Consider the following 19,493-nt stretch of genomic DNA (forward strand, 5'->3'; position numbering starts at 1 on the left):
CTCGCCGGCGCACCGGCACCGGAACCGGATCCGCTGTTCTCGCCGATCCCGTCGGCGCCCTCCGACCGGCGCGTTCCCGGAGCCGCGGCGCCGCGGGTCGTCGACTCGGGCGTCGCCCGACCACCACGCACCAACCCGTCGGGGCCGTCGGTGTTGCCACGACCGGATGGTCCGCCGCCCGGACCCGCAGGCCCTGGCGGCGTCGACGACGCACCGGGTCCGCCGCCACCGGGCGGTGGACCGCCCGCAGCGACCGGCACCGGCCCGGCAGTCGGAGTGGCACGCCCGAAGTCGCCGGCGTCGACGGTGTTGGCGGCCTGACCGCGGGGAGCGTCCGGCCCGGAGCCCGCGGCCCCGGAACCGCCTGCGGTCGGCCCGCCGCCGAGTCCTGCGGTCACCCCGTTCGCCCCGGACGGGTCGTTCGGCAGGGAGCGCTGCAGCCCGATCATCGGCGAGGAGTAGGCGCCCGTCATCGCCCGGTCGACCTCGTGCCGGACCGCCGGCGCGTCCTCGGGATTGTCACGGATGTGCTGCTGTAGCTCACGCAACCGTCCCTCCTGCCCGCGAGCCGACCCGAGGATGCCCGTCGCGCCGGCCAGCGCATCCCCGATCTGACCGGCGGTCTCCGAGGTCGTCGCCAGATCGGCCGACAGCGACCGGCCCGCCTCCAGCGCCGCGTCGGAAGCCTGACCGAGCATGCCGTCGCCGAACATCGCGTGCATCCGTTCGGCCGCGCGCCGGACGGACTCGATCGCCTGCAGGATCGTGTTGACGTCACCGCCGGCACGACCGGGTTCCATCGTGCTCAGGACGTCGAGGATCTCGTCGATGCTCATGCCCGCCCACTGCGTGCGACCGCGAGCGAACGCGCGGTCGTTGCGACTGCCGTAGGTGTTGTAGGACTGCTGCGGCGAGCTCACGACACCCCCTTGGTCGCCGGCCGGGACGAACGAATTCGTCCGACCCTACCGTGACGACGCACCCGGCGGCGCACACCGGCACCGGCTGTGCACAGCGGGCGGGCGGCGCTCAGTCCAGGTCGTCGTGCCGAACCAGCTGCCGCGCCGCCTCGGTGATGGACCCGGTCAGCGACGGGTACACCGAGAACGTCTGGGCCAGGTCGCCGACGGTGAGCTTGTTCTGCACCGCGAGGGCGATGGGCAGGATCAGTTCGGAGGCGTTCGGCGCCACCACGACACCGCCGATGACCACACCGGTGGCCGGCCGGCAGAAGATCTTCACGAAGCCCCGGCGCAGACCGCTCATCTTGGCGCGCGGGTTGGTGGCCAACGGCAGCATCACGGTGCGCGCCGGGTACTCACCGGTGTCGATGGCGTTCTGCGACACCCCCACCGTGGCGATCTCCGGACGCGTGAAGATCGCGGACGCAACGGTTTTCAGCTTGATCGGGCTCACGCCCTCGCCGAGTGCGTGGTACATCGCGATGCGGCCCTGCATGGCGGCCACCGATGCCAGCGGGAACAGCCCGGTGCAGTCGCCGGCCGCATAGATCCCCGCGACCGACGTGCGGGACACCCGGTCGACCTCGATGTAACCGCCCTTGCCGACCGCGACCCCGGCACGATCGAGTCCGAGATCGGTGGTGTTGGGGACCGAACCGACGGTCATCAGCACGTGACTGCCGGTCACGGTCGAGCCGTCGGCCAGATGCGCGGTGACCGAATCGCCGTGCCGCTCGACCTTGTCGGCGCGGGCGTGCTTGACCAGTTCGACGCCGCGTTCGGCGAGTGCGTCTTCGAGCACCAGCGCGGCGTCCTCGTCCTCGTGCGGGAGGACCCGGTCGCGGCTCGACACGAGCGTCACCTTGACGCCCAGTTCGGTGTAGGCGTGGACGAACTCGGCGCCGGTGACGCCGGAACCGATGACGACGAGGTGCTCGGGCAGCTCCTCGAGGTCGTAGAGCTGACGCCAGGTGAGGATGCGCTCGCCGTCGGGCTGGGCGTCGGGCAGCACGCGGGGCGAGGCGCCGGTCGCCAGCAGGACCACATCGCCGTCGTAGCGTTCGGTGGTTCCGTCGGCGAGGGTCGCGACGACGGTATGCGTCGAGACGCCGACCTGCCGCTCGTCGAGCACGGCGGTACCGGAGACGAGCGTCACGCCTTCGCTGATGAGTCGCGAGCGGATGTCCGCGGACTGGGCGAACGCGAGGTCGCGGACCCGCTGGTGGATCTGCGGCAACGTGACGGAGGTGTCGTCGGTCTTGATGTTGATGCCCAGGTCGACGGCGCGACGGACCTCGGTGCGGATGCCGGTGGACGCGATGAACGTCTTGGACGGGACGCAGTCCCACAACACGCAGGCACCGCCGATCCCGTCCGAATCGATCACCGTGATGTCGGCCCCGTAGGCGGCCGCCGCGAGCGCCGCCTCGTAACCCGCGGGTCCTCCGCCGATGATGACGATCCTGGTCACTGTGACTCCTGTTCTCCACGCCGGCTCGCCGCGTCCTTCGTGGGGAAGCTGCGCCCGGCTGTGTGTCGTGGCTCGACGGGAACGCGGGGTGACACGCTCCTCGGGTCGCGCGAGACGGTCGACCCCGTTCGCGCCGCCTACCAAACTAGTCGGGCGGGTCCGTCGTTGTGAACGTGGTCGCAAACCGGAGCCGGGCCACGGTGTCGCCTTCCGGACTCGGCGGGGACCATCTAGGCTCCATCCGTGCCCATCTATGCTGCCTATGGATCCAACATGCATCCCGAGCAGATGGCCGAGCGCGCGCCGCACTCCCCGATGTCGGGCACCGGATGGCTCCGCGGCTGGCGTCTGACGTTCGGCGGCGGCGACATCGGGTGGGAGGGGTCCCTGGCCACGGTCACCGAGGACCGCGACGACCCCGACGCCCGGGTGTTCGTGGTTCTCTACGACGTCACCACCGAGGACGAGGATCTGCTCGACCGGTGGGAGGGTTCCGAGCTCGGCATCCACCGCAAGATCCGCGCCCGCGTCGACACCGCCGACGGCCCGGTGCTGGCCTGGTTGTACGTCCTCGACGCCTTCGAGGGCGGGTTGCCCTCGGCGCGCTATCTCGGCGTCATGGCCGAGGCCGCGGAGATCGCCGGCGCACCCGCGGAGTATGTGCAGGACCTCCGGTTGCGCGAGTCGCGCAATGTCGGACCCGGGCCGGGGCCCGCGGAATAGAACGAGGTGTCCTAGCCGACGGCGCTGGTCGCGTTCAGCACGATCCCGGCGAGCGCGCGCACACCGATCGCGAGGGCACGTTCGTCGAGATCGAAGTTGGGCGCGTGCAGATCGACCTGCGGTCCGAATCCGTCCCACACGCCGAGGCGGGCCATCGCTCCCGGGACGTGTTCGAGATACCAGGAGAAGTCCTCGCCGCCGGGTGACTGCGGGGTGTCCGCGATCGCCTTGGACCCGATCGCGGCGACGGACCGTTCGAACATCCCGACCGCGACCTCGTCGTTGACGACCGGCGGCACCCCGCGGAAGTACGAGAGGTCGTACCGGACGCCGAGCGGTGCCAGCAGCTCGCCGACGACGCTGCGGACCAGCGGCTCGAGCTGGGCCCAGGTGGCGTGATCGCCGGTGCGGACCGTGCCGCGCATGCGACCTTCCTGCGGGATGGCGTTGGCGGCGCTGCCGGCGTTCGCCGCGCCCCACACCATCACCGTGCCCGAACGCGGGTCGATCCGTCGCGACAGCACCCCGGGCAGGCCGGTGATCACCGTGCCCATCGCGTAGATGAGATCCCCGGTGAGGTGCGGCCGCGACGTGTGCCCGCCGGCCGAGTGCAGTTGCAGATCGATGTGGTCGGCCGCGGACGTCAACGGGCCGGACCGCAGGCCGACCGTGCCGACCGGCAGGCGAGGGTCGCAGTGCAAGGCGAAGATGCGGCCGAGACCGGTGGTGACGCCCGCCTCGATGGCGTCGAGGGCTCCGCCGGGCATGACCTCCTCGGCGGCCTGGAAGATCAGACGCACGCCGACCGGAAGTGGTTCGGCCGCGGCGAGGAGCTTCGCGACGCCGATCAGGATGGCCGTGTGCGCGTCGTGACCGCACGAGTGCGACGCGCCCTCCACCGCCGAGGTGAACGGCAGGCCGGTGTGTTCGGTCACCGGCAGGGCATCCATGTCCGCGCGCAGCGCGATACGGGGCTCACCGGCAGGACCGAGGTCGCACACCACTCCGGTGCCCAGCGGCAGCCGGCGCGGGGTGAGTCCGGCAGCGGTGAGCTCGCTCATCACCAGCTCGGTGGTGCGGACCTCCTGCCGGGACAGTTCCGGATGCGCATGGATCTGCCGGCGCCACGCGATGAGATCGCCGCCGTGCTCGGCGAGCCAGGCGTCGATGGGATCGTCCGCCGCGGCGAAATCCGCTCCCGCGACCGACATCAGAAGACTCCGGGCGGGGTCTGACGTGCGAGGTCGTCGAGCAGGGGGCCACGGAGTCCGCGCTTGATCAGCGCCAGGTTGGGTCCGGCGGTCGCGGAGCGGGCGGCCGCGATCTCGATGGCCCGCTTCACGAGGAGTTCGGCGTCCACGGCCTCGTCGACGATTCCCGCACGCACCGCGTCGTCGGCGCCGTACCGCCGGCTGGTGTACATCGCCTCGGTGGCGGTGCGATCGGTCAGTCGGGTGCGCAGCAACGTCGCCATCCCACGGGAGAACGGCATGGTGAGAGCGGCCTCGGGCAGCGACCAGAAACCGCGTTCGGTGCGCATCAGGACGTGGTCGGTACACAACGCGAGCATCGCTCCGGCGCCGAAGGCGTGTCCGTTGACGGCGCTGACCGTCGGAACGGGCAGGGTGAGCACCTTCGCGTACAGGGCGTGCACGCGGTCGAGGTAACCGGGCAGCTGGTCGGGAGCGGCGAAGATGTGGTCGGTGTCCAGGCCGTTGGAGAAGAACTTCCCGGTGGCGGTGATCACCAGCGGTCGTGTGCGGTCGACGACCACCTGGTCCAGCAGTGCATCGACCTCGTCCAACCAGTCGGCCCGGAAGCGGTTCTCCGGATTGGACTCGCTGATCTCCTCACCGCGCGCTCCGAGATGGAGCTCGACGACCTCCCCGTCACCGTTCAGAAATGGCATGTCCCGACCTTATCGCTCCCGGTCTCGTCGCCACCGACCCGATCGGTCGGCGCGCTGCGACGCGCGGCCGTGTGGGCCTGGGAACGGTTTAGGGTTGGCGCATGGAGCCCACCGCCGACCCCGATGCCGCGGCCATCGTCGCCGCGGCCACGATCGCTGCCGAGACCGACGCCGCTACACACGATGTGGCCGTCATCCTCGGGTCGGGATGGTCACCTGCCGCCGACGCCTTCGGGCGGCCCATCCGCTCGTTGCCGATGGCGTCGATCCCGGGATTCGTCCCGCCCAAGGCCGCCGGCCACGGCGGCGTGGTCCACTCCGTCCGGATCGGTGATCGACGAGTCCTGTTGATGCTGGGACGTATTCACGCCTACGAGGGCCACGACCTCGCTCGCGTGGTCCACCCGGTCCGCACCGCAGCCGCGGCCGGTGTCCACACCGTCGTGCTCACCAACGCGGCGGGCGGTCTGCGCGAGGACATGTCGGTCGGGCAACCCGTGCTCATCTCGGATCATCTGAATCTCACGGCCCGCTCCCCGTTGGTCGGCGCCCAGTTCGTCGACCTGGTCGATGCCTATTCACCGCGGCTGCGACAGATCGCGCGCGGCATCGACCCGGGCCTCGCCGAGGGGGTCTACGCCGGGCTCCCCGGCCCGCACTACGAGACCCCCGCCGAGATCCGGATGCTGCGGACGATGGGTGCGGACCTGGTCGGGATGTCGACCGTGCACGAGACCATCGCGGCGCGCGCCGCCGGACTCGATGTGCTCGGCATCTCCCTGGTCACCAACCTCGCGGCCGGCATGACCGGCGAACACCTGAGCCACGCAGAGGTCCTGGAGGTCGGCCGCGCGTCGGCAACCCGGATGGGCGAGCTGTTGGCCCGGATCATCGGCGAACTGTAGGACCGAACGGAACCGGCGGCCGGCCGAACCGAAGGAGCGAGATGACCTATCCACCGAGCGGTCCAGGCGGCTATCCCCAGGGTGGCTATCCGTCGGGCGGTTACCCGCAGGGCCCGGTGCCACCTGGCCCGCCGCGGTCCCCGTGGTCGTCGCCGGCGGTGCTGGTGGCGATCGGCGCGGGCGTGCTGCTGGTGGTGGTGGGCGTCCTCGCGGCGCTGCTCCTGATCCCCGCGGACGACGAGTCCGCGGACCGCGACAGCGCGGACGGCGGACAACCGTCGGCGTCGACCTTCACGAGTACCGTCACCCGCCCCGCGGAGACGACGACCCCCACCACCGCGACCACCACCACGACGACGCCGCCGCCCCCGGTCCGGCCGACCCCCACCGTCGCCGGCGCCGACTGGCAGGGATTCACCAACGGTCCCCGCTGCAACGCCGCCGACGACCCCGCCGTGGCCGTCGGACAGACCGCCCGGTCGCGCGTGGTGATCTGCCAGGTGGGCACCCAGACGGGCCGCTTGTACTACAAGGGCGCCGCACCCGAGGGCGGGATCGAACTCCAGTTCCCGACCCGCACCGGAGACACCTTCGAGGCGCGCAACGGCTCGGTGCGTTACCTCGTCTCGCCGACAAGTCTCACCATCGTCGACGGCGGCGCCGTGCTCACCGAGGAGCCGATGCTCGCGTACTGGTCGCTGCCCGGCTGAGACCCGCCGCACCTCCCTGACCGCGGTTCGGCTCAGCCCGGTCACCGAAATGCGAAGCGTGCGTGACGGGATGACCGTTGCGTCCGACGTCGCCGCCCGCCGCTCGGGCCGTCGCCAATTGGCTTGGAACACAGACGACGCCGATATCGAGATCACCCGGTGGAATGCGCTGACACAAAGCCGGACGCTCGCTCAGCGCTCAACAGTTCCCATCCACTGCGTCGAGACGGGCCGGTCTCGTACGGGGGGCGGTTGCCTCTGGGGTGACACTGTTGAGTTGTCAAGGGACAGGGTCGGTCCCGGGTGTGGCCCGGGTGCGAAGGTGCTACGCGAAAGTCTGGTGGTCTGTGGCGGCAGCGGTCAGGCGGCGTCGTCGAGTCGCATGGTGCGTCGGTTGTAAGCGGGCAGTGGTCGGCGCCGCGGATCGATGGTCGCGGGTGGGACGAGCCAGGGATGACGGTCGAAACCCATCACGATGTCCCAGCCGTGGTGGTGGACCTGGGTGTGGCAGCGTTGGCAGAGCAGGCAGCCGTTGTCGAGGTCGGTGGGTCCGCCGTCGGCCCAATGGGTGACGTGGTGAACCTGGGTATGTGACGGTGGTGCACCGCATTTGATGCAGCAGGCGTCACGCACGATGATCGCCTTGCGGAGGTGTGCCGGATACAACCGATGAGTGTGACCCATCTGCAGCGGTACGCCCTCACCGTTGAGAATGATCTCCGTCAGCGAGCCGTCGCACGACGCTTGTTTCGCGGTGGCATGGCTGACCGGCCCGGTCCACGGCAGCGACGCCAGGTCTCCGGTCGCGGGGATCGTCAGCATCAGTTGCGTGCGTGGGCTTCCGACGGTGTCGATGGTCGCGCCGATCGCTGCTTGATCGAGGATCAACTCGAAAGCGTCGGCGCGGCGTTGCTCGGCGGTGCGTCGATCCTCGGTGCCGTCGGGTTCGCGCCGCGGACAGGACCGTTCGTCGATCATCGCCATGAACTTCTCACCGACCACCTGGGTGAGGTCAGCGCGGACCTCGACGCGGCCGTCGTCGGTGGTGTGCGCGTTCACCGAATTCAGTGATGGGTCGTCGGCGGCGGGGATTCCGGCATCGGAAGCGTCGGCAAGGTTGTTGGCGATCGCGCGAGCATGCTTGAGTACTTGCGTCGGCGCCGCCCCGGACAGTGCCTGGGCGACGAGTTCGAGCTCATACCGTGAGCGCTTGTCGTCGGAAAGCGCCTCACCACATCGTTTCTCGATCTCGTTCATGCCTCGGACGATGGCATCGACGATCTCGCCGGACAGCCGCCCATCGGCGGCATGACGCGCCAAAGCGGGCAGGTTGGGCAGCGCGTCGACACTCCGCATGGTGCGGAGGGCGGAGGCCGGCGCATGTCCTGACTCGATCAGCAGCTTCTTGGTGGTGCTACCGGCTTTCTGCGCGACCCCGAGAGCATCGAGTTGCGCTGTGTGCGTCGCGATCTGGTGATCGGCAAGGTTGCGGATCAGGCGCCACGTGTCGAGGGCGTCGAATGTCGCTCTGCCCGTGGGATCGTCGACGGGTGGGGTGGTCTCGATGAGTTGATCGAGGAGAGTGGCTAGCTCTGACATGACTCCAAGGTACAGGAACACCCATTCGATTACGAGAAAACTCCACAAGCCCGGAAGTTACGAAACCAATTACTGTGCAGTGCTTTTCGTCCACTGTGCGTTGCAGAGCGTGGATCGATGACAGTGGTGAACTTCAGTCACACCCGTTTCGGAATTCGTTCTTCCAACGGTGTTCTTGCCGCGGATTCGCTATAGCCCCGGTGAAGTTGTGAACGCGTAGGCGTTCGGGCGAATCCGCCGATACCGGTGTGGATTCGGTGGTTTTCGTAGTCGTGCAGCCAGTCGTCGTAGGTCGCCGCTCGGGCGGCTTCAGTGGTGTGGACCTCGCGAAGGCCCTTTCCGAGGCGAGCAACCGGTGGAAGCGTTCAACTCTGTTGTGGTCTGTGGCCGGTACAGACGGGTCTCTGGTGCGCGATCTCAGGGCCGAGGGCATGCGCGGAAAGCCCTGGGCGGCAACTGCCGCCGTAGTCGGCCAACAAACTGTTGTTCGTGATGCCGTGCGCGTGGAAGAAGGGCGTGCCCGGCCCCAGAATTGCGTATCGGTCTCTGTGCGTTCGTCGGTGAGGATCTCGGAGTACGCAACCGAGTGTGGTCGTCGACGATATGGCGGCCTCCGGGAGCGCCGTGATCTAAGCGCCGCGGCGGGGTTCGGCGTACCGGCAGCGCGATGGCCTGGGCGAGGTGTCGCAACAGTGGCATCCCATATCGGCGCAGCACCGCCTTGACGATCGATCTCGCAGCAGTAGATGCGTGGCAATAGGAGCTGCGTCCCGGCGGGGAGATAGGCTTAGCTTGATGATTCGACGTTCACGTCGCACCGGGGCTCGTTGGGTGACGGGTGGGGCGGCTGGAGCGATCTGTCATGCCGGCTTCGCCGTGAACGCGGTAGCCGTCGGCCCGTTTCTCGGCCGTCGCTCGAGCATTCAAACCGTCCGGCGGCCCACCGCAGCGGCCGTCCGTGATCGGTGATCGACGAAGCATCCTGCCAGTACCAGACGGCAGCGTTCGGCGAAAAGAACATCAGGGCGGGTCATGAGGGCCCTTGAATGACGACGTGTGGCTTGTCTCAGCGACGTGCCGCGCGAGGTTCAGCCATACTCACGAATACCTCGGACCGAACTGCCGGTCGCCCGCGTCACCGAGACCGGGCACGATGTAGTTGACCTCGTTGAGCCCGTCGTCCACGGCAGCCACGACGAGCCGGCACGGGTGACCGGAATTCTCCAGCGCCGCAACCCCTTCAGGTGCGGCGACGACACACACGGCGGTGATGTCGGTGGCATTGCGGGCGACCAGCAACTCGATGGTGTGGAGCATGGAGCCGCCGGTGGCGAGCATGGGGTCGAGGACGAACACCGGCCGTCCCGACAGGTCCTCCGGCAGCGACTCCAGGTACGGCACGGGTTGTGCGGTCTCCTCGTCGCGGGCGAGGCCCACGAAACCGACATGCGCCTCGGGCACCATCGCGTGCGCCTGCTCGACCATGCCGAGTCCGGCCCGCAGGACCGGGACCAGGAGAGGCGGGGATGCCAGCCTCGATCCCGTGTGCGCGGTCATCGGCGTGTTGATCGCGACGTCGGCGCGCGGCGCACCGGCAAGCGCCTCGTAGATCAGCATCTGGGTGAGGTCAGACAGCGCAGCCCGGAATCCGGCGTTGTCGGTGGTCTCGTCGCGCATCGTGGTCAGACGCGCGGCTGCGAGGGGATGGTCGACGATCAGGGACTCCATGCCGACACCCTATTTCCTCCCCGGCGCTCGCGTGCCGCTTGGGCGAGCTCCACCACGCCGGTCTGGGTCGCCGCGAGAATTTGATGGAACCCAACGGGGCCGCGCCGCGTCGAAAACCCATGAGCCCGTCCTCCCCTCACCCCTATCCCGCACCCACCCGGCCAGGCCCGGACACCGGTGGCCGACTGTTCGCCGATCCGTCTGCGCTGCACGAGTTCTCCGGCGCACACCGCACCAACGCCCGGATGCTCGAGGGCGGGACCGGCAGCGACGACGCCGCCGTGGTCGAACTCGCCATCACCTTCGGTCTCATCGGCATCGAGTTCCTCACCGCCGTCGTCGAGTTCCTCGACCTGCATCGTCGCACCATCGAGGCCGCGACGGCGCGCGAGGAACGCGTTGCACTCACGACGAACTCGGCCGCAACGTCCTACGCCGACTGCGACTGCGCCGCCGCCGACCGGATCGCGACGACCGGTGAGCTGACGCTGTGATCCCCGTCGAACTCCTCATCGAGCCACTGCGGCAACTGATCGCCGCGCTGGGGACCGGCATCCTGGCACCGGGCAACCCCGCCGAGCAGGTCCGAACCGTTGGGGGCACCGTCGAGTCGGTGCGCCAACGGTCGACGTCGGCCGCCGAGTCCGTCCTCACGCGGTGGGACGGAGCCGGGGCCGCCGGAGCCGCAGCCGCGACCGCGGCGAACCAGCGCCGACTCACCGAACTCACCGAATGCGCCGCCGAGTTCGGCCGGCTCGTCGAGAGCGCCGGCCGTACCGTCCACACGGCGTCGACCGCTCTGAACGGCCTCGTGGACTCCCTGGAACGGCATGTCCGCGGCCTCAACGGCGGACTGGCCACTCCGGCAGTCCTTCTCGCGGTCCTGCCGGTCGCCGTCGAGCATCTGAGCCGCGGCGTGGAGATCATCGGACGTGCTCGCGCCGAGCTCGGCTCCGACACCGAGGCGATGGCCGCCCTGGCCCGCCGCACGGCGCCGGCCGAGATGGTCGGAGTCGCAGGCGGCGACGCCGCCAGACTGTCGCCCGTCCCCACGCCCGGCGGCGTCCCCATCACGCTGCCCGACGGCTCGGTCGCCCACGCTCCGAACGAACGCGCGGCGACCGCGGTGCGGGCCGCGCTGAGTCAACGCGGGGTGCCCTATGTCTGGGGCGGGACGACGCCCGACGGATTCGACTGCAGCGGCTTCACACAGTGGGCCTACCGGCAGGCCGGGCTCGAACTCCCCCGCCTCGCCCAGGAGCAGGACACCGCCGGGTATCAGGTGTCCCAGGCGCAGCTGCAGCCCGGAGACCTCGCGGTGTGGTCCGGCCACGTGGCGATGTACATCGGCAATGGTCAAATGATCGAAGCCGGTGACCCCGTGGGCGTCTCGCCGGTGCGCACCTCGAACCTCGACCAGGCATTCGAAGGATTCTTCCGTCCACGATGAGAGCCGCAACGATGTTCGCACCCGCGGGCGAGTCAGGAGTTCATCGAAAAGTCGTCGGCACACCACCGACCGTCTGTGGGGGCACTACTGGATCCGCCGCCGACAATCGCTAGGCTGTGTCCCCATGGCCGGAGACATCGTCCCGATTGAGCTCGGACTCACCGACGGAAACAGCTTCACCCTGTGGGCACCCCGCTGGCGTGAGGGCGACGACGAATGGGAGGCCTTCCTCGGACTGGACGAGGACCTGTACGTCCTGCCCTCTGTCGCCGAGCTCGCCGCGTTCATCCGCACCAACGACGACAACGATCTCGTCGAGCACCCGGCGTGGTCGACCGTGGTCGGCCTGCAGGCCGATGAACTGGTCCCCGACGAGCGCCACAGCTACGACCTCGTCGGCGTACCCGAGCTCGCCGCGGAGGACCCCACCGCCGAGGTCATCGCCGAACTCGAGGACGCACTCGAGATCGTGCGCATCCTCGGTGAGGTCTGCGAACTGACACCGGTCACCAAGTTCTTCAACGGCAACCCGATCCTGGGCGCCGTCACCACCGGCACGCGCAACTTCGACGGCCGCGAGGGCACCGACCTCTGGGTGCGCATCGGCCGGCTCATCGCCAAGCACTGGGATGACGTGCTCGATGCCATCGACGGTGTCATCAGCACACCGAAGGTGGACGCCAAGGCCGTCGAGACCGCCGAGGCCGAACTCGAGGCCGCCGCGTCCGCCGAGGACGAGGACGAGCCGACCGACGATGACATCGAGATCGTCGGTGCCCCCGACTCCGAGTCCTCGGACGCCGCCGACGACGATGACCTCGAAGAGGACACGGACGAGGAGGACGAGGACGACTACGACGACGACGATTTCTGGGCGTCGGTCGGCATCGACCCGGTCAAGATCGTCACCAGCGCGAACGAGTACCTGACACTGCGGTGTTACCTCGGAGACGACCCGGTGTTCCTCGGCACCAAGGGCAAGATCTTCGTGTTCACCTCGGCGCGCTCGCTCTCGCGGTTCCTCGCCGACGACAACACGCACGACCTCGCCGACCTGTCCACGTTCGACGAGGTCCGCACCGAGGCGACCAACGGATCCCTCGAGTTCGACGTCATCGACGACAACGTCTACGTCCTGCCGGGTCTCGCCGACGACATCGCCGACGGCCCCCGCCGAATGGATCGCGACCAGCTCGACCTCGCCGTCGAACTCTTCACCGACGCAGCCGACTACGCCGGTGACAACACGGTCTCCGAGGCCCTCGGCACCACCACTCCGCTGGGATGGTTCGTCGACTACACCGTCAACCCCGACCCCAAGCGCATGGCGCCCAGCGGTCCGTTCGACAACGAGGCCGAGGCGTGGCGCGCGCTCGAGCACGACTTCGAGGCCCGGCTCACGAAGAAGGGCTGACGGGCGCAGTCCTCTCCGCCCATAACCGGCCGCGACGGTGCTGCTCAGCCGAGCAGCACCGCGTAGCCGGGCTTGATCACGTCGTCGATGAACGCCAGCCGCTCGTCGAAGTGGATGAACGCCGACTTCATCGCGTTCACCGTGAACCGTTCGAAATCCGCCCAGCCGTAGCCGAACCGATCGGCGAGCAGGCCGAATTCCTTGCTCATGGTGGTGTCGGACATCAATCGGTTGTCGGTGTTCACCGTCACCCGGAACCGTAGGCGCGCCAACACGTTGAACGGATGCTCGGCGAGTGAACCGACCGCCCCGGTCTGCACATTCGAACTCGGGCACAGCTCCAGCGGAATCCGCTTGTCCCGCACGATGTTCGCCACCTGGCCCAGCCGCGCACCCGCGAACGAGTGCGCAGCGAGATCGACCCCCTCCGGGAGTTCGATGTCGTCGAAGACGCGGACGCCGTGACCCAGCCGGTCCGTCCCGCAGAAGCCGATGGCCTCGTGGATCGACGGCAGCCCGAATGCCTCGCCGGCGTGGATGGTGAAGGGCGCACAGTTGGCCCGCATGTACTCGAAGGCGTCGAGGTGGCGGGTCGGCGGATGCCCAGCCTCGGCGCCGGCGATGTCGAAACCGACGACACCCCGGTCCCGGTAGCGGACCGCGAGTTCGGCGATCTCGCGTGACCGGGCGGCGTGGCGCATCGCGGTGACCAGGCACCGCACGGTGATCGTCCGGCCCCGCTCGGCCGCGACCGCCTCGCCCTCGGCGAAGCCCCGCAGCACCGCCTCGACGACCTCGTCGAGGGTCTGCCCACCTTCGAGATGCTGTTCGGGCGCATAACGCACCTCGGCGTACACGACCCCGTCGGCGGCGAGGTCCTCCACGCACTCGCGCGCGACGCGTTCCAACCCGCCGACGGTCTGCATCACCGCGACCGTATGCGAGAAGGTCTCGAGGTAGCGCTCGAGCGAGCCGCTGTCGGCCGCACGTCGGAACCACTGCCCGAGCGTCTCGGCGTCATCGATCTGCCTGCCGTTCTCATCCGCCGGGAGGCCGTCGTATCCCACCTCGTGGGCCAACTCGAGGACCGTCGCGGGCCGGAGTCCGCCGTCGAGGTGGTCGTGGAGGAGCACCTTCGGGGCGAGGGAGATGTTCGCCGGGGTCAGCGTCGTCATGATGGAAAACCTAACGCGGTCGATGATCAGTGGACGGGTGCGCGCGCCGCCCGCGTGTTCGGCGGAGTCGGGCCCCACGGTCGTCGCCCCGGCCAGGCAGGAGCGGGCGCCGGGGATCCGGTCCTCATCCTGCGTGTGCAGGGTGAACAACGGTTGACCGGCTCGGACACGATCACCGGGCTTCGCATGGATGGTCACTCCCGCCTCTGCCGCGACCGCCTCCCCCGGCTTCGATCGGCCGCCGCCGAGGCGCCACGCGGCGTCGCCGACCGCGCGCGCGTCCATCTCGGTGACGATGCCGTCGCCCGACGCGGTCACGGTGTCGTGGTGGCGCGCCGTCGGCAGGGGCGCATCGGGGTCGCCACCTTGCGCCGCGATCATCGCCCGCCACGTGTCCATCGCCCGGCCGTCGGCGAGATGGGTTGCGGGGTCGGCGTCGACGAGCCCGGCGGCGTCGAGCATCTCCCGGGCGAGGGCCAGGGTCAGTTCGACGACGTCGGCGGGTCCGCCGCCGGCGAGTACCTCCACCGACTCGGCCACCTCCACGGCGTTGCCGATCGCGAGTCCGAGCGGTGTGCCCATATCGGTGATGACCGCACGGGTGTCGACGCCGGCGTCGTGACCGAGTTCGACCATGGTCGACGCCAGTTCGCGCGCATCGTCCTCATCGGGCAGGAAGGCACCCGACCCGGTTTTGACGTCGAGGACCAGCGCACCGGTGCCCTCGGCGATCTTCTTGCTCATGATCGACGACGCCAGCAGCGGAATGGACTCGACCGTGCCCGTGACATCGCGCAGGGCATAGAGCTTGCGGTCGGCCGGCGCCAGGTCGGCGCCCGCGGCACAGATGACCGCACCGACCCGCTCGAGCTGGTCGAGCATGTCGGACGTGCTCACCTCCGCCCGCCACCCCGGGATGGACTCCAGCTTGTCGAGCGTCCCCCCGGTGTGACCGAGCCCCCGACCGGACAGCTGCGGCACCGCGACGCCGAACGACGCGACGAGCGGCGTGAGCGGGAGGGTGATCTTGTCCCCGACACCGCCGGTGGAGTGCTTGTCCACGGTGGCCAGCGGCCGCCCGTCCCGCTGCAGACCGGACAGGTCCATCCGGCGCCCGCTGTCGATCATCGCGTGCGTCCAGGACGCGATCTCCCGGCGATTCATCCCGCGCAGATATATGGCCATCAGCAATGCCGACATCTGTTCGGGCGCCACCTCGCCGCGGGTGTAGCCGTCGACCATCCACGCGATCTGCGCGTCGGCGAGTTCGTGTCCGCCCCGCTTGGTGGCGATCACCGACACCGCGTGGATGATCTCCCGGGCGTCGACCGTCATGAACGGACCGCCTCGAGATCGTCGGGTCCGAAGGCATCGGGAAGCAGCTCGGCGAGCATCCGGGGACCACCGGGGTGGTCGACGAGAAGCTCGCGCCCGCCGTGTTCGAGCAGGACCTGTCGGCACCGTCCGCACGGCATCAGAACCGCCCCGCGGGCGTCGCAGACGCTGACCGCCCGCAGCGCCCCGCCTCCGTCGTTCACCAGGGCCGCGACCAGTGCGACCTCGGCGCAGATACCCAGGCCATATGAGACATTTTCCACATTGCAACCGGCGACGACACCGCCCTCAGCTGTGATCCCGGCAGCGCCCACCGGGTACCGGGAGTAGGGTGCGTAAGCACGACCGATCATCGATCTGGCCTTGTCCCGCAACACATCCCAATCGATTTCTGTGACCACGTGGATCTCCTGTCGCCCGGCGTCATCGGCCGTTCATCCGGATTTCATCACCGCAAAGCTTGGGTAAGGCAAACCTAAGTCGTAATGTCTTGTCGCCCAGATCGGTTCGGGCAATTTACCACCGGAATGTGCATGGGTTTAGAGTCTCTTCGTATGGGTCCATGGTCGAGTCGGAGCATGCCGATTCGACGCGTCCATCGACGATGTTGGAGGCCACTTTCCCGATGAGCACCTCGACCGAAGTCGCACCCGACCCGGTGCGCAGACGATCTCTTTATCGCGGCGATCCCGGCATGTGGTCGTGGGTCCTGCACCGCATCACCGGCGTCACGATCTTCTTCTTCCTCTTCGTACACGTGCTCGACACCGCGGTCATCCGAGTCGACCCCAATCAGTACGACGAGATCATCGAGACCTACAAGACGCCGATCATCGGTCTCATGGAGATCGCCCTGGTCGCGTGCGTCCTGTTCCACGCCTTCAACGGTGTGCGCCTGATCCTCGTGGACTTCTGGTCCAAGGGACCCAAGTACCAGCGACAGATGCTGTGGGTGGCCATGACCCTGTTCGTCATCGTCTTCGGTGCCGGCACGGTCCGCCTGCTGCAGATCATGTTCAGCCACCTGTAGGAGACACCAGAGATGACCACCTCGGAAGCCACCGGTGTCGCCAAGACCCTCGGTACTCAGCACGACCGTCCCGCGAGCCTGGACAACCCGCGCTCGCCCCGCAAGCCCAAGGGCGGCAACTTCGAGAAGAACGCGTGGCTGTTCATGCGGTTCTCCGGGCTGCTGCTCGTCGTCCTGACGATCGGCCACATGTTCATCATGCTGGCCTGGGACGGCGGCGTGCACCGCATCGACTCCTCGTTCGTCGCCGCGCGCTGGAGCTCACCCTTCTGGCAGATCTGGGACCTCACCATGCTGTGGCTGGCCCAGCTGCACGGCGGCAACGGTGTGCGCACCGTCATCGCCGACTACTCCCGCAAGGACTCGACCCGTTTCTGGCTGAACGTGCTGCTCGCCGTGTCGATGATCCTCGTCCTCACGATGGGCACCTACGCCCTCCTGACCTTCGACGTCAACAGCGTCGGCTAGAGGAGACCCACAACATGCAGGAACATCGCTACGACGTCGTCATCGTGGGCGCCGGCGGCGCAGGCATGCGCGCGGCGATCGAAGCCGCCCCTCGTGCTCGCACCGCGGTGCTGACCAAGCTGTACCCGACCCGCAGCCACACCGGCGCGGCCCAGGGCGGCATGTGTGCGGCACTCGCCAACGTCGAGGAAGACAACTGGGAGTGGCACACCTTCGACACCGTCAAGGGTGGTGACTACCTCGCCGATCAGGACGCCGTCGAGATCATGGCCAAGGAGGCCATCGACGCGGTGCTCGATCTCGAGAAGATGGGCCTGCCCTTCAACCGGACGCCCGAGGGCAAGATCGATCAGCGGCGCTTCGGCGGCCACACCCGCGATCACGGCAAGTCCCCGGTCCGGCGGGCCTGCTACGCCGCCGACCGCACCGGCCACATGATCCTGCAGACGCTCTACCAGAACTGCGTCAAGCACGACGTCGAGTTCTTCAACGAGTTCTACGCCCTCGACATCTGCCTCACGGAGAACGAGAAGGGCGAGCAGGTCGCGACCGGTGTCGTCGCCTACGAGCTCGCGACCGGCGAGATCCACGTCTTCCACGCCAAGTCGATCGTGTTCGCCACCGGCGGCTCGGGCCGTATGTACAAGACGACCTCGAACGCGCACACGCTGACCGGCGACGGCATGGGCATCATCTTCCGCAAGGGCCTGCCGCTCGAGGACATGGAGTTCCACCAGTTCCATCCGACGGGTCTCGCGGGGCTCGGCATCCTCATCTCGGAGGCGGTCCGCGGTGAGGGCGGCATCCTGCGCAACGCCGACGGCGAGCGTTTCATGGAGCGCTACGCCCCCACCATCAAGGACCTCGCGCCGCGCGACATCGTGGCCCGGTCGATGGTGCTCGAGGTACTCGAAGGTCGCGGCGCCGGGCCGAACAAGGACTACGTCTACATCGACGTGACCCACCTCGGCGAGGACGTCCTCAACGAGAAGCTCCCCGACATCACCGAGTTCGCCCGTACCTACCTCGGCGTCGACCCGGTCACCGAGTACGTGCCGGTGTTCCCCACCTGTCACTACGTCATGGGCGGCATACCGACCAACATCAACGGTCAGGTGCTGCGCAACAACGACGAGGTCGTCCACGGCCTGTACGCCGCCGGCGAGTGTGCGTGCGTGTCGGTCCACGGAGCCAACCGGCTGGGCACCAACTCACTGCTCGACATCAACGTCTTCGGACGACGCGCGGGGATCGCGGCCGCGGACTACGCGAACTCGGCCGAGTTCGCCGAGCTTCCCGAGACGCCCACCGAGATGGTCGACTCGTGGCTCGAGCTGCTGCTCAGCGACCACGGACACGAGCGCGTCGCCGACATCCGTACCGAGCTGCAGGCCTCGATGGACGCGAACGCCTCGGTGTTCCGCACCGAGGAGACCCTCAAGCAGGCCCTGACCGACATCCACCGGTTCAAGGAGCGCTACGCCCACATTCGAGTCCATGACAAGGGCAAGCGCTTCAACAGCGATCTCCTCGAGGCCATCGAACTCGGCTTCCTGCTGGAGATGGCGGAGGTGACGGTGGCCGGAGCCCTGAACCGCAAGGAGTCGCGCGGCGGTCACGCACGCGAGGACTACCCGGATCGTGACGACGTCAACTACAAGCGGCACACCATGGCCTACAAAAAGGGCACGGACCTCCTTTCAGACATCGAGTTGGAGTACAAGCCGGTCGTGGAAACCCGCTACGAGCCGATGGAGCGTAAGTACTGATGACATCTGTTCTGGACAAGCCCGCACCGTCTTCCGACGATCCGCCGTTGCCTCCGGTGCCCGACGAGGCCACCATGGTGACGCTCAAGATCTTCCGCTTCAACCCGGAGAATCCCGACGCCCAGGGCTTCGAGAGCTTCCGCGTCCCGGCGCTGCCGACCGACCGCCTGCTCAACCTGCTCCTGTACGTGAAGGGCTACCTGGACGGGACGCTCACGTTCCGTCGTAGTTGCGCCCACGGCGTGTGCGGGTCGGACGCGATGCGGATCAACGGCGTCAACCGTCTCGCCTGCAAGCTGCTGATGAAGGACATGCTCCCGAAGGACAAGTCCAAGGAGATCACGATCACCATCGAGCCGATCCGCGGCCTGCCGGTGGAGAAGGATCTCGTGGTCGACATGGAACCGTTCTTCGACGCGTTCCGCGCGATCAAGCCGTTCCTGATCACCTCGGGCAACGAGCCGACCCGCGAACGCATCCAGAGCCAGGCCGACCGCGCCCGGTTCGACGACACCACCAAGTGCATCCTGTGCGCCTGCTGTACGACGAGCTGCCCGGTCTTCTGGACCGAGGGTTCGTACTTCGGTCCCGCCGCGATCGTCAACGCGCACCGGTTCATCTTCGACAGCCGCGACGAGGGGGCCGTCGAGCGACTCGACATCCTCAACGACGTCGACGGCGTGTGGCGTTGCCGCACCACGTTCAACTGCACCGACGCGTGCCCGCGTGGCATTCAGGTCACCCAGGCGATCTCGGAGGTCAAGCGCGCACTCATGTTCTCGCGCTAGCCGATTCGAACTTTCTCTGCAGCCCGGCAACGGGCCCCCCCCCCCCGGGGGGGGGGC

The 19,493-nt window shown here is 68.3% G+C and carries 17 protein-coding genes and 3 pseudogenes; 10 read left to right on the plus strand and 10 right to left on the minus strand.

All coding sequences use genetic code 11. The annotated features are described in order from the left end of the window. Both M4D77_RS19530 and M4D77_RS19535 read right to left on the minus strand, forming a co-directional pair. A pseudogene (locus M4D77_RS19530) lies at window positions 1-920 on the minus strand (hypothetical protein); the annotation flags it as partial. 109 nt (window positions 921-1,029) lie between these two features. Continuing rightward, a complete protein-coding gene (locus tag M4D77_RS19535) occupies window positions 1,030-2,433 on the minus strand; it encodes an NAD(P)H-quinone dehydrogenase (protein ID WP_058250647.1) in 1,404 nt (467 codons plus the stop codon). Between the two features lie 243 nt (window positions 2,434-2,676). Between M4D77_RS19535 and M4D77_RS19540 the strand changes: the two genes are divergently transcribed. Then, a complete protein-coding gene (locus tag M4D77_RS19540; RefSeq protein ID WP_004021668.1) occupies window positions 2,677-3,156 on the plus strand; it encodes a gamma-glutamylcyclotransferase in 480 nt (159 codons plus the stop codon). A gap of 11 nt (window positions 3,157-3,167) precedes the next feature. Here M4D77_RS19540 and M4D77_RS19545 read toward each other — a convergent pair whose 3' ends face one another. Continuing rightward, on the minus strand, window positions 3,168-4,367 hold the full coding sequence (locus M4D77_RS19545; protein WP_259937091.1) for an amidohydrolase: 1,200 nt from the start codon (window positions 4,365-4,367) through the stop codon (window positions 3,168-3,170). Then, window positions 4,367-5,065, minus strand: a complete 699-nt coding sequence (locus tag M4D77_RS19550; RefSeq protein ID WP_259937092.1) for an enoyl-CoA hydratase/isomerase family protein — start codon at window positions 5,063-5,065, stop codon at window positions 4,367-4,369. The genes M4D77_RS19545 and M4D77_RS19550 overlap by 1 nt, the downstream gene beginning before the upstream one ends. A 101-nt stretch (window positions 5,066-5,166) precedes the next feature. Here M4D77_RS19550 and M4D77_RS19555 point away from each other — a divergent pair, with 101 nt between their 5' ends. Further along, a complete protein-coding gene (locus M4D77_RS19555; protein ID WP_058250650.1) occupies window positions 5,167-5,970 on the plus strand; it encodes a purine-nucleoside phosphorylase in 804 nt (267 codons plus the stop codon). A 41-nt stretch (window positions 5,971-6,011) separates the two neighbouring features. Then, entirely contained in the window at window positions 6,012-6,680 is a 669-nt protein-coding gene (locus tag M4D77_RS19560) for a hypothetical protein (protein ID WP_259937093.1), read from the plus strand. Window positions 6,681-7,040: 360 nt separating this feature from the next. Here M4D77_RS19560 and M4D77_RS19565 read toward each other — a convergent pair whose 3' ends face one another. The 3 genes and pseudogenes from M4D77_RS19565 to upp all read right to left on the minus strand — a co-directional run bounded on the left by M4D77_RS19565 (window position 7,041) and on the right by upp (window position 10,007). Beyond that, on the minus strand, window positions 7,041-8,279 hold the full coding sequence (locus M4D77_RS19565; protein ID WP_175401123.1) for an HNH endonuclease signature motif containing protein: 1,239 nt from the start codon (window positions 8,277-8,279) through the stop codon (window positions 7,041-7,043). Between the two features lie 133 nt (window positions 8,280-8,412). Further along, window positions 8,413-9,300: pseudogene (locus tag M4D77_RS19570) on the minus strand (integrase core domain-containing protein). A gap of 77 nt (window positions 9,301-9,377) precedes the next feature. Continuing rightward, window positions 9,378-10,007: a uracil phosphoribosyltransferase gene (gene upp / locus M4D77_RS19575; protein ID WP_058250653.1), complete on the minus strand. Its 630-nt coding sequence runs from the start codon at window positions 10,005-10,007 to the stop codon at window positions 9,378-9,380. A gap of 119 nt (window positions 10,008-10,126) precedes the next feature. On the opposite strand from upp, the gene M4D77_RS19580 reads away from it, so the two are divergent. The 3 genes from M4D77_RS19580 (at window position 10,127) to M4D77_RS19590 (ending at window position 12,871) form a co-directional block, all read left to right on the plus strand. Further along, the gene (locus tag M4D77_RS19580) at window positions 10,127-10,501 is read left to right on the plus strand and encodes a type VII secretion target (protein ID WP_137809203.1); all 375 of its coding nucleotides are present in this window, start codon (window positions 10,127-10,129) and stop codon (window positions 10,499-10,501) included. Then, on the plus strand, window positions 10,498-11,457 hold the full coding sequence (locus tag M4D77_RS19585) for a C40 family peptidase (protein WP_137809204.1): 960 nt from the start codon (window positions 10,498-10,500) through the stop codon (window positions 11,455-11,457). The genes M4D77_RS19580 and M4D77_RS19585 overlap by 4 nt, the downstream gene beginning before the upstream one ends. A gap of 124 nt (window positions 11,458-11,581) precedes the next feature. Then, a complete protein-coding gene (locus M4D77_RS19590) occupies window positions 11,582-12,871 on the plus strand; it encodes a primosomal protein (RefSeq protein ID WP_259937095.1) in 1,290 nt (429 codons plus the stop codon). Window positions 12,872-12,915: 44 nt separating this feature from the next. On the opposite strand, the gene M4D77_RS19595 is transcribed toward M4D77_RS19590, so the two are convergent. The 3 genes and pseudogenes from M4D77_RS19595 to M4D77_RS19605 all read right to left on the minus strand — a co-directional run bounded on the left by M4D77_RS19595 (window position 12,916) and on the right by M4D77_RS19605 (window position 15,782). Next, window positions 12,916-14,046 carry an adenosine deaminase gene (locus M4D77_RS19595; protein ID WP_259937096.1) on the minus strand — a complete coding sequence of 377 codons (1,131 nt, stop codon included), beginning with the start codon at window positions 14,044-14,046 and terminating at the stop codon, window positions 12,916-12,918. Between the two features lie 3 nt (window positions 14,047-14,049). Next, a pseudogene (locus M4D77_RS19600) lies at window positions 14,050-15,381 on the minus strand (thymidine phosphorylase); the annotation flags it as partial. Next, entirely contained in the window at window positions 15,378-15,782 is a 405-nt protein-coding gene (locus M4D77_RS19605; protein WP_058250658.1) for a cytidine deaminase, read from the minus strand. The gene M4D77_RS19605 and the pseudogene M4D77_RS19600, both read right to left, overlap by 4 nt. A gap of 224 nt (window positions 15,783-16,006) precedes the next feature. Between M4D77_RS19605 and sdhC the strand changes: the two genes are divergently transcribed. Genes sdhC through M4D77_RS19625 form a run of 4 tightly spaced genes read left to right on the plus strand, consistent with a single transcriptional unit; the run spans window position 16,007 to window position 19,436 of the window. Continuing rightward, entirely contained in the window at window positions 16,007-16,411 is a 405-nt protein-coding gene (gene sdhC / locus M4D77_RS19610; RefSeq protein WP_058250873.1) for a succinate dehydrogenase, cytochrome b556 subunit, read from the plus strand. Window positions 16,412-16,423: 12 nt separating this feature from the next. Continuing rightward, entirely contained in the window at window positions 16,424-16,879 is a 456-nt protein-coding gene (locus M4D77_RS19615; protein ID WP_058250659.1) for a succinate dehydrogenase hydrophobic membrane anchor subunit, read from the plus strand. 14 nt (window positions 16,880-16,893) lie between these two features. Then, on the plus strand, window positions 16,894-18,648 hold the full coding sequence (gene sdhA, locus M4D77_RS19620; protein WP_058250660.1) for a succinate dehydrogenase flavoprotein subunit: 1,755 nt from the start codon (window positions 16,894-16,896) through the stop codon (window positions 18,646-18,648). Beyond that, window positions 18,648-19,436, plus strand: a complete 789-nt coding sequence (locus M4D77_RS19625; RefSeq protein ID WP_058250661.1) for a succinate dehydrogenase iron-sulfur subunit — start codon at window positions 18,648-18,650, stop codon at window positions 19,434-19,436. The genes sdhA and M4D77_RS19625 overlap by 1 nt, the downstream gene beginning before the upstream one ends. Window positions 19,437-19,493: the final 57 nt, after the last annotated feature.

The organism is Gordonia sp. p3-SID1431 (assembly GCF_025143765.1).
In the GTDB taxonomy this organism is placed as follows: Bacteria; Actinomycetota; Actinomycetes; order Mycobacteriales; family Mycobacteriaceae; genus Gordonia; species Gordonia hongkongensis.